The 9,956-nt window shown below is 63.5% G+C and carries 9 protein-coding genes; 2 read left to right on the forward strand and 7 right to left on the reverse strand.

Annotation, left to right across the window (positions count from 1 at the left end; all coding sequences use genetic code 11):
- The coding region (locus IVB29_RS22875) for a matrixin family metalloprotease (RefSeq protein WP_247505659.1) at window positions 1-2,217 on the reverse strand (2,217 nt) is incomplete at its 3' end.
- Window positions 2,218-2,416: 199 nt separating this feature from the next.
- On the opposite strand from IVB29_RS22875, the gene IVB29_RS22880 reads away from it, so the two are divergent.
- Window positions 2,417-2,731, forward strand: a complete 315-nt coding sequence (locus IVB29_RS22880; protein WP_247505932.1) for a hypothetical protein — start codon at window positions 2,417-2,419, stop codon at window positions 2,729-2,731.
- Between the two features lie 163 nt (window positions 2,732-2,894).
- On the forward strand, window positions 2,895-4,088 hold the full coding sequence (locus IVB29_RS22885; RefSeq protein ID WP_247505660.1) for a CoA transferase: 1,194 nt from the start codon (window positions 2,895-2,897) through the stop codon (window positions 4,086-4,088).
- Between the two features lie 85 nt (window positions 4,089-4,173).
- Here the strand turns inward: IVB29_RS22885 and IVB29_RS22890 are convergent, their stop codons facing one another.
- From IVB29_RS22890 to IVB29_RS22915, 6 genes are all read right to left on the reverse strand, one after another.
- Window positions 4,174-4,446, reverse strand: coding sequence for a hypothetical protein (locus IVB29_RS22890; RefSeq protein ID WP_247505661.1), 273 nt, complete (start codon window positions 4,444-4,446; stop codon window positions 4,174-4,176).
- 101 nt (window positions 4,447-4,547) lie between these two features.
- Entirely contained in the window at window positions 4,548-5,399 is an 852-nt protein-coding gene (locus IVB29_RS22895; protein WP_247505662.1) for a leishmanolysin-related zinc metalloendopeptidase, read from the reverse strand.
- Window positions 5,400-5,580: 181 nt separating this feature from the next.
- A complete protein-coding gene (locus tag IVB29_RS22900; RefSeq protein WP_247505663.1) occupies window positions 5,581-6,474 on the reverse strand; it encodes an outer membrane protein in 894 nt (297 codons plus the stop codon).
- Window positions 6,475-6,701: 227 nt separating this feature from the next.
- Window positions 6,702-7,571: an outer membrane protein gene (locus IVB29_RS22905; protein ID WP_247505664.1), complete on the reverse strand. Its 870-nt coding sequence runs from the start codon at window positions 7,569-7,571 to the stop codon at window positions 6,702-6,704.
- A 170-nt stretch (window positions 7,572-7,741) separates the two neighbouring features.
- Window positions 7,742-9,259, reverse strand: a complete 1,518-nt coding sequence (locus IVB29_RS22910) for a tripartite tricarboxylate transporter permease (protein WP_247505665.1) — start codon at window positions 9,257-9,259, stop codon at window positions 7,742-7,744.
- An 11-nt stretch (window positions 9,260-9,270) separates the two neighbouring features.
- The gene (locus IVB29_RS22915; RefSeq protein ID WP_247505666.1) at window positions 9,271-9,813 is read right to left on the reverse strand and encodes a tripartite tricarboxylate transporter TctB family protein; all 543 of its coding nucleotides are present in this window, start codon (window positions 9,811-9,813) and stop codon (window positions 9,271-9,273) included.
- Between the last annotated feature and the right edge of the window lie 143 nt (window positions 9,814-9,956).

Genomic DNA, 9,956 nt, shown 5'->3' on the forward strand with positions numbered 1-9,956 from the left:
TACGCTCCAGATAATGTACTGGTCCGCACCGCTGGCCTTCCAGGCGAGATCATAACCGGTCGAGGTCTTCTCGACGCCGATCGGCACAAACGGCGCGAACTGACCGGCGACGACCGCCGCGCCACCGCGCATCAGCTCCGGGCCCGCGCCGGACTCATAGAAGAAATAGTTGCTCCCCATTTGGGTCAGGCTCGTCGAGCCCGCGGATTCGATGACGTTCGTCGCGCTCGCTGCGGGAACTCCGATGGAGCCGTCGCCGTTGAGATCCTGATGGAAGATCGTCTCGTACGATTCCATCGTGCTGCTGTTTCCCGACTCGATGCTGGTCAGGTTGGCAATGAAGTTGCCGCTGTTGTCGACGTTCCAGACGATGTACTGGTCCGCGCCCGGCACCTTCCAGGCGAGGTCATAGCCGGTCGACGTCTTCTCCACGCCGATCGGCACGAACGGCGCAAACTGTCCGGCAACGACGGGAACGATGTCGCGCTTCAACTCCGGTCCCACGCCGGACTGATAGAAGTAGTAGTTGTTCGCGACCTGCGTGAGACTGGTGGCGCCGGCGGATTCGATTACCGTCGTCACGACACCGATGGTGCCGTCGCCGTTGAGATCCTGATGGAACGAGGTCTCGAGTGATTCCAGAGCATAGCTCGTTCCGGAGACGTAGGACGCGACGTCGAACGCACTCCGGGTGCCGCTGCTGTCGACGTTCCAGACGACGTATTGGTCGTAAGTGACCGACTTCCAAGCGACGTAATATCCGCTCCCGACCTGCTCAGCGCCGAGCGGCACGAGTGCGGACAACGTTCCGACCGAAATCGCAGAGCCACTGGAATCCTTGAGCGTCGGACCCGTGCCGCCCGCGGTCGGATTAAGGTAGTAGTAGCCGTTCAGCTGCACCAAACTGGTCGTGCCGATCGCCTCGACGGTGAGATTCCCGACCTGGGCGATCAGTGTCGTGCTGGAGAGTGTGGTGTCGGCAAACTGGAAATTCTCCACGCCCGTGATGGTATCGGTGCCGTCGGACGAGCCGGAGCGCAGATCCACGAAGGTGAACGTCTGCGTGCTCGAATTGTAGGTGATGCCGTAGTTCGACCGGCTGCCCGAATACACCGCGGTGTCGGTGCCGGCGCCGCCGATGATGGTGTCGTTACCGCCGCCACCGGTGATCGTATCGTTGCCGGAGCCGCCGTTCAGCACGTTGGCGATGGCGTTGCCAAGGATGGTGTCGTTGCCGGAGCCGCCGGCGGCATTGTCGATATAGGAGCGCGCGTCGCCGTTGTAGAGATAGGCGTTGTAGACGTTGCCCGAGGCGTAATGGCCGTCGCCGAGATTGGCCAGCTGCACGGTGGAGAACACCGACGATGCGCCGGGATTGAGATTGATGTTCAGGTTGGTCGTGTAGTTCGACAAATCGTAGGTATCGACGCCGTTGCCGTCCCAAACCGTCTCGTAGATGCGGTTGGCCGAGCCGCCGGCGCCGCCACCGGGCGCAAGCTGCCCGACGCCGTTGATGAACTCCTGCCCCGTCGTCGTGCTCCAGGTGTAGATCGTGTTGCCGCTCTGGGTCGTGTAGTTCGCGCCATATAGCGTCTGGAGCGCGAGGATATCGTTGGCCATATAGGTCTGCGAATATCCGTAGGTTTCATTGGTGTAGCCGGCGGTCGTCGACGCGCCGACATAGCTGCGATAGCTCATGACGGTGTATTCGCTGTCGTCATGCGCGCTCGGCACCGCGACGTTGGCGGGGCCGCCGGTCTCCTGGCTGTGCTTGAGGCCAAGGGCGTGGCCGAGTTCGTGCAGCGCGGTCGTGAAAAAGTAATTGCCGAGCTTGGCCTGCGTGTAATCGTAACGAGTCCCGAACCAGACGTCGCCGCCGGGCGCATAGTTGCCGGGGTAGTAGGCGTAGGAGGTCGGGTTGGCCGCGGGCGACTGCGCGATCATGATGTCGGCGCCGTTGGTGCCCGCATATTGGATGCTGGCGTTGGTGTAGCCGAGGATCAGTCCGATCGCGTAGTTGATCGCCGACTGCATCTGGGTCGGCGCCGAGGCGAAGCCAGAGGTGGTCGGCTCGCCGCTGCCACCGCTATAGGGATTGGCGTAGTCGCTGGAGGAATCGGGGAAGCTGTAGGTGATCGCGCCGGTCCATTTGTAGCCCGACAGCAGGCCGTCGATGTCGGCGTTATTGGTGGCACTAATGGTGACGGACGTGGCCAATGGACTCTCCGCAGCAGCGCTAACGCGCGATTCTGGCAAGCGATTCTAGCTTGAGAGTGATACGTTTGGTTTAATTTGGTATCGGCGTGCCGCCCCCTTCCGTAAGGCCGTGTTAGCCATCCAAGTCGGTATTCATATGGGCCATACGGGTCAGGGCGAGAGGCAGGTTCGCCCAAGGATATGATAAGTGAATAAAATCATGAAATTAGGCCCATTTGCAACCAGTCTGATCGGGGTCCTGGCGGTGCTCGCCGGACCGGACCATCTGCCCTTCGGAGAACAACCTGTCATGGTCGGGAAAGCCAAGGCTGACGACAGCGCCAAGAAATGTGTTAAAGCGGGACGCGCCCCCTCCATGCCAGTGGCCCGCGATCCCTCCGCCGCGGTCGCCGAGGAATATGAGGCCGCCCGCCGCAAGGGAACGCGGGAGGCGTTCGATCTCTTCATTGCGCGCCATGGTGATGACCCGCTCGCCGAGCAGGCGCGCGCCGAGTTGAAGCGCCTGCCGCGCTGATCCCATTGACGCAACGCAGCAAGCCGCGCCAGGCAAAACCACGCTGGGCCAGCCCCAAAGTCAGGCACCGCATTTCGACAGGCGGCATCCGCGCCGGCCGAGACTTGCCGCATGATGTTTCGGCTTTATGGTAGGCCCGCAATCTGTCCCGGAGCCTTTCACGATGCCCTTTCCGCATGCCTCCGAAGCCCTGTCGCGCTTCACCGTGCTCGATCTGACCCGCGTCCGGTCCGGGCCGACCTGCGTGCGGCAGCTCGCGGACTGGGGCGCTACCGTGATCAAGATCGACGCGCTCACCGAGGATTCTGGCGGCGAGCAGCCGGGTGGGCCGCGGCGGGGGTCCGACTTTCAGAATTTGCACCGCAACAAGCGGGCGATGACGCTGAACCTCAAGGACGAGCGCGGGCTCGCCGTGTTCAAGCGCCTCGCCGCCAAGGCCGACGTCGTGGTCGAGAACTTCCGGCCCGACGTCAAGAAAAAGCTGGGCATCGACTATGAGAGCCTCGCCGCGGTCAACCCCGGCATCGTCTATGGCAGCATCTCCGGCTTCGGCCAGGACGGCCCCTACCACAAGCGGCCGGGCTTCGATCAGATCGCGCAGGGCATGGGCGGGCTGATGTCGATCACCGGCGCGCCGGGCGAAGGTCCGATGCGGGTCGGCATCCCCGTTGCCGACCTCACCGCCGGCCTGTTCTGCGCCATGGGCATCCTCACCGCGCTGCTCGAGCGCGAGGTCTCGGACAAGGGCCAGTGGGTACAGACCTCGCTGCTCCAGGCTCAGATCTTCATGCTCGACTTCCAGGCCGCGCGCTGGCTGATGGAGAAGGAGGTCGCCAAGCAGGCCGGCAACAACCATCCGACCAGCATCCCGACCGGCGTGTTCAAAACCTCGGACGGCTACATCAACATCGCCACCACCGGCGGGCGGATCTGGGAACGCTGCGCGCAGGCGATCGGCTCCCCGGAGCTGTACAGCCATCCCGATTATGCGACGGCCCCTGCCCGCTCCAAGAACCGCGACGCGCTCAACGCCAAGATCGAGGAGCGCACGCTGACGAAGTCGACCGAGACCTGGGTCCGCGAGTTCAACGACGCCGGCGTGCCCTGCGGGCCGATCTACGCCATCGACCAGATGTTCGAGGACGCGCAGGTCAAGCATCTCGGCATCGCGCAGGACGTGCCGAACGACGAGGATCGCCACATCCGCCTGGTCGGCCAACCCGTGACGCTGTCGCGCACGCCGAGCAAGATGGTGGCGCGGCCGCCGGAATTCGGCGAGCAGACCGACGAGGTGCTGAAGGAGTTCGGTTTCGGCGCCGACGAGATCGCAGGGCTCAAGGACGCCAAGGTGGTGTGAGGAGGCGATTGCGTCGCGGCAGTGGCCCTCTCAAAATCCCTGTCGTCATACGCATCGTGATTGGTCGCACGGCTTGCGCTGTCGTCTACAGCTTGCGCAAACCGTCGAAGCGTGTGCCGACGTAACGGCCGGCGGCATCGACGACCCGACAAAGTTCTCCGCCGTCATGGTAGAGCAGCACGACCTTGGCTCCCGCCTCGAACTGTCCGGTCGGTGGTTCGCTCGGCGCGCCCTGCGCGGCATAGAAGGGCTGCGATCTCGCCAGCTCGTGGGTGAACTGGTTGGGCGGCGGCGAGATCAGACAGTCCGACGGGATCAGTGACGAATCTGGAAGCACAATCGCTTCCGGTCGCTTCATGCCCTCCATGATCCGCTATCCCTGAATTCGCGAGGAGCCTTCAGGCAGAACCTTGCCAGGCAGAGCCCTGCCTGGCAAAGCGGTGGCCTTGTACCAAGGCTTCAACTACCAAGGCTTTCCTCGGGCAACGTAATCGGAATCCGCCGGAGCACGATGCCTCTTGCCTTTTCAGCATGCGCGGCAACGAGCCCCGCCTCAGCCATATGGAGATGATCAGGCAGCTGATACGCCTGGGCAACGTCCATGTTCACCTGATAGCCGAGATCCTGCAAGCTGGCGATCGTCACACGGCTCATCGGATTGCCGCCCTCATTGACGAAGCCGGTCATCAGCTCTGCGCCGAACACGGTGTCGCGCCAATGCGAGTCCACCGTCCCCTCACCGCCCGTGTTTTCGACGGGAACAGGCAGCGGCGACTTGGAATTGCGGAGCTTGCCGTATTCGTGCATGGCGTGGGGGCCGTTGAATGTCGGATTGCTCGTGTGAGCCCCCTTCAACAATTTCTTGTTCGTCCAGATCGTCCCGATGCCGATCACATGTCCCATCTCGTGCGTGATGACGTCGTTCAGGGTGCCGTCCGCTTCCATCGCCGCGAGATCGGCCGTATCGAACTGCATGTCGCCTGTCGCCGGCAGGAACGCAGCGGCTCCGGCATTCTTCGGGCGCAAGCGGTTCGGCCCCGCCTGGCCGAGAACATTCCCGGGGCCGTCGATCTCGGTGCCCTGCGCGGTGATACGCAGATTGTTGATCCTCTCGCCGCCGACCATGACGTCAGGCAGATCGCCGACGATGGCGTGTGTCCACCGGTTCGCAGCAAGCTTGAAGGCGGCCTTCTGCTTAGGCGTCAGCCCGCCCAGGAACTGAATTTCGATCGTGTAGCCTCCGGCAGCCACAGCAGCGGCCGCGTGTGAAATCTCCTCGCCCTTCCGGGCACGATAATGCTCAACGGTCATGACGTTCTCCAAAAAAATCAGATCAATAAACTTCTATCTACGCTTGTACTCTGATCCCGATCAACGTCGCTGACAAGCGAGGGAAAGTGTCACCGGCTCTGACTTTTCACGATAAAATAACGGAAAGCCCGGCGTCACCGCCGCGCTTTCAACTCGCAGACGTTCTGCGCGATGCCGCCGCTCAAGTGCCGTTGAAACGGTAGTTCACGCCCAAGCGCAGGATGTTGTCGGTGATGTGCGACCGATAGCCGACGACCAAAGGTGCGCCGCTGAGGGCGATCACGGGCGTCGCGAGCGAGCCCGAGGCGGTGCCGAGATCGACATAGAGATATTCGAGCTTTGCGCTCCAATTGTCGGCGAAGGCGCCTTCGATGCCGGCTCCTGCGCTCCAGCCGACCTTGACCGTGCTGCTGTTGAAGCTCGCAGCGACAGGCGTGAACGCTAAGTTGTCGCCGGAGCCCGGGGAGCCGCTGACATTGATCGCGCTCACACTGCCCGACGTGGAGACACGGCCATAGGCGAGACCGCCGGTGCCGTAGAACAGCACGCGCGGCGTCACGGCGAGGCCGAGCCGGCCGCGCACGGTGCCGAACCAATCGAGCTTCTGGGTGAGATTGAAGGCGACGGGCAGCGCGGGATCGAACGTGTTGTCGCCGCGATGGCCCGGCGTGCAGACGCCGTCCTGCAAGCCTGCCGGCGCGCCGGCGCACAGCGCATCGAAGCTGCCCTTCTGACCGCTGCCCTGGAAATCGGCCTCGAAGCCGACCACGAACATATCGCGCTGCCAATTGTAGCCGATCTGTCCGCCGCCGGTGACGCCGTTGAGATCGAATTTGCCGGCGCTCGAGCTGAGCAGCGCACCGCCTCCGCTGTCGACGAAATCCGCGCTGGTCGCCGAGCGGCCCCAGCCGTAACCGATATTGAGCCCGGCGTAGAAGCCGCTCCAATTGTAGGTGGGGTCTACGGCCGCTTGCGGTGCCTTGGTGTAGACATGCGGCACCGCCAGATCAGCGGCGAAAGCACGCGGTGCGAGCAGCATTCCGATCGCAGCCGCAACCAGCAAAGTTCGTGTCATCAATCTTCCCTCGATAAACGGCGTTACACCTGCTCGCGAGACGCGCAGGCGATTCAGTGCCGCGACACTAGGGAAGAGTTTTTCGTTACGCGTCCTGCATTCGAAGGTCAGTCGATCGGAGGATGGCGCGTGATGCGACGGCGGTTCTCTGCCGATGAAAGGTCAGGCGGAAACGACAAAGCCCGGCGCGAGGCCGGGCTTTGCTTCTTGTTGATGCTTTGTTGATCTCAGTACTTCGCGACCACCGGGCCGCCGAACTGGTAGTTGATGCCCGCACGCAGGATGTGGTCGGTGAAGCGCGACGAGACGTTGGCGGCGATCGCGGAGGCCGGCGCGAGCGTGAACGGACCGGACGAGAAGCGGCCGAGATCCATGTAGAGATATTCGAGCTTGGCGCTCCAGTTCTGGGTGATCTTGCCTTCGACACCCGCGCCAGCGGTCCAGCCGACGCGTGTGTCCGAGGTCGAGCCGACCGAGCCGATCGCGACACCGGCGGGCGTGAAGCCGGTCATGGTGCCGGTGGTCTTGATCTCGCCGAAGGCCACGCCGCCGGTGCCGTAGAACAGCACCTTCGGGGTCGCCAGGATGCCGACGCGGCCGCGGACGGTGCCGAACCATTGCAGCTTCTGGTCGATCGTCAGCGTGGTGCCGGCACCGGCGCCGGCCGGAAGGAAGGTCAGGCCGGGAAGACAAGGTCCGCCGGCAGGTGCGACGCCGCCGCAATTATAAACGGCGCGGCCCTTCTCGTCCGACCACTGAATGTCACCCTCGACGCCGAACACCCAATTGGCGCTCTGCCAGTTGTAGCCGGCCTGGCCGCCGGCGATGCCGCCGTTCATGTCGAACGAGGCGTTGGTGACGGAGCCGGCCGGAGGCGCGATCACCGCACCGGTCGCCGTGTTGTTGTAGGTGACGTCGGTGCGCGAGCGGCCCCAGCTATAGCCGCCATTGCCGCCGACATAAAAGCCGGTCCAGCTCCAGACCGGATCGACCATGACTGGTGCCTTGACGTAGGGCCGAGCCGCGAGATCAGCAGCCATTGCGCCCGTTGCGAACAGCGACATCGCCGCTGCCATTCCAATCACGATCCGCTTCATGGAAATTTCCCCCTCCGCACAATTTTGTGATGAAAATATACGCTCGGGGGGCGCCCAAGGGCTGTGCCGCGTCAGCAACATCCGGAAACAATCGAGCTGGGGTGGGTGTCCGGAGCAGAACACCACCGCCTCGCTATACGATTGATATCAAAAAGATATTATCCGCGGCCCTAACGCGATGTCGTCCCGGTCCGCTGCGTCAAACCGACACGGGCGAGCAAACCATCGATCACCGGCCAGAACAGCAGCACGATCGCCAGTGTCGTAATCGAGCCGACCAGGCCGTTCGACCAGAACACCTTGAGGTCGCCGCCGGAGCCGATCATCGACAGGCGGAAGGCGTCCTCGGCGCGGTTGCCGAGCACGAGTGCCAAAGTGAACGGCGCCAGCGGAATGCCGATCTTCTTGAAGACGTAGCCGACGACGCCGAAGCCGAGCATCAGCCAGATGTCGAACATCGCGTTCTGGATCGCATAGGCGCCGATCGCGCAGGATACCACGATCATCGGCGCCACCGCGGCGAAGGGCACGCGCAGGATCGAGGCGAAGATCGGCACCGTCGTCAGCACCAGCACGAGGCCGACCACATTGCCGAGATACATCGAGGCGATCAGGCCCCAGACGAAATCCTTGTGCTCGACGAACAGCAGCGGGCCCGGATTGAGTCCCCACACCATCAGGCCCCCGAGCAGGATCGCGGCCGTGCCCGAACCGGGGATGCCGAGCGCCAGCATCGGCAGCAGCGCCGCTGTGCCGGAGGCATGCGCCGCCGTCTCCGGCGCGAACACGCCCTCGATGCGGCCCTTGCCAAAACTCTCGGGATCCTTGGAGAAACGCTTGGCCAGATTGTAGCCCATGAAGGACGCCGCGATCGCGCCGCCCGGGGTGATGCCGAGCCAGCAGCCGATGAAGGAGGAGCGCAGCAGCGTCGCCCAGTATTTCGGCAGGTCCTTCCAGACGCCGAGCACAACGCGGAGCGAAATGCTCGCGGCATGCCCACGCAGCGCCAGCCGTTCCTCCATCGTCAGCAGGATCTCGCTGATGCCGAACAGGCCGATGACGGCGACGAGGAAATTGATGCCGCGCAAGAGTTCGGACGAGCCGAACGTCATGCGCAGATTACCCGACACCGTGTCCATGCCGATACCGGCGAGCAGCAGCCCGAGCGACATCGAGATAACAGTCTTGTGCTTGGCCTCGCGCCCGAGGCCGACAAAGGAGCAGAAGGTCAGGAGATACACCGCGAAGAACTCGGGCGGGCCGAACTTCAGCGCAAAGGACGAGATCATCGGCGCGAGGAAGGTGATCAAGAGCACTGCGACCAGCGAACCGATGAAGGAGGACGTGAACGCGGCGGTCAAGGCCTCCGCCGCCCTGCCCTGCTGCGCCATCGGGTAGCCATCGAAGGTGGTCGCGACCGACCAAGCCTCGCCTGGAATGTTGAACAGGATCGAAGTGATCGCGCCGCCGAACAGCGCCCCCCAGTAGATGCAGGACAGCATCACGATCGCCGAGGTCGGATCCATCGTGAAGGTCAGCGGCAGCAGGATCGCGACGCCGTTGGGGCCGCCGAGCCCGGGCAGCACGCCGACGAAGATGCCGAGCACGAGCCCAACCATCATCAGCGCAAGCGTCTTCCACGTCAGCAGGACGGCGAAGCCGTGAAGCAAGAGACCGAGAGCTTCCATCGCGGGTCCGCCTAGTGGCCGAAGGCCGCTTCGAGCGGCCCTTTCGGCATGATGACGTCGAAGGCGATGTCGAAAGTGACGAACATGATCGCCGTGAACAGGAAGGCGGTAAGCAGCGACTTCCACAGCGCGATCTTGCCGACGAGGCGCATGAAGCTGGCGATCAGCAGGAAGCTCGCGACATAGAGACCGAGGAACTGCGTCGCCACGCAGAACAGCAGCGTCGGCACGAACACCGCCATCACGCGGCGCGCCTGCGCCCGCGTGACAAAGGTCTCAGCCGCCTTGCGGTGCGCGACCAGCGCCACGATCAGTCCGTAGAGGCTGCCGCCCCCGAGGATGACGGAGAGGTAGAACGGGAAATAGCCGGGCTCGGGCCCGGTTGCATCCCAGGAGGCGCCGGTGCGCCAATTGTCGTAGCCGAGCGTTGCCGCCAGCGCGAGCAGGAGCAGACAGACGGCAATCTCGATCGTGCCGGAGGAAGCGACGGAGGGCGAGTCGTCTTCGGGCGCGGTCGGATCGTCGACGACGATTTCAAGATCGGTTTGGGACATGCTCTCACAACAAACGCTGCTGCTGATCCCCTCGCCCCGCTTGCGGGAGAGGGTTAGGGTGAGGGGGAGTCTCGGCGGGGACGGTGAAAGTTGGACTCGTGGAGAGTCCCCCCTCACCCGGATTGCATCTTCGATGCAATCCG

It is taken from the genome of Bradyrhizobium sp. 1 (assembly GCF_023073315.1).
Classification (GTDB): domain Bacteria; phylum Pseudomonadota; class Alphaproteobacteria; order Rhizobiales; family Xanthobacteraceae; genus Bradyrhizobium.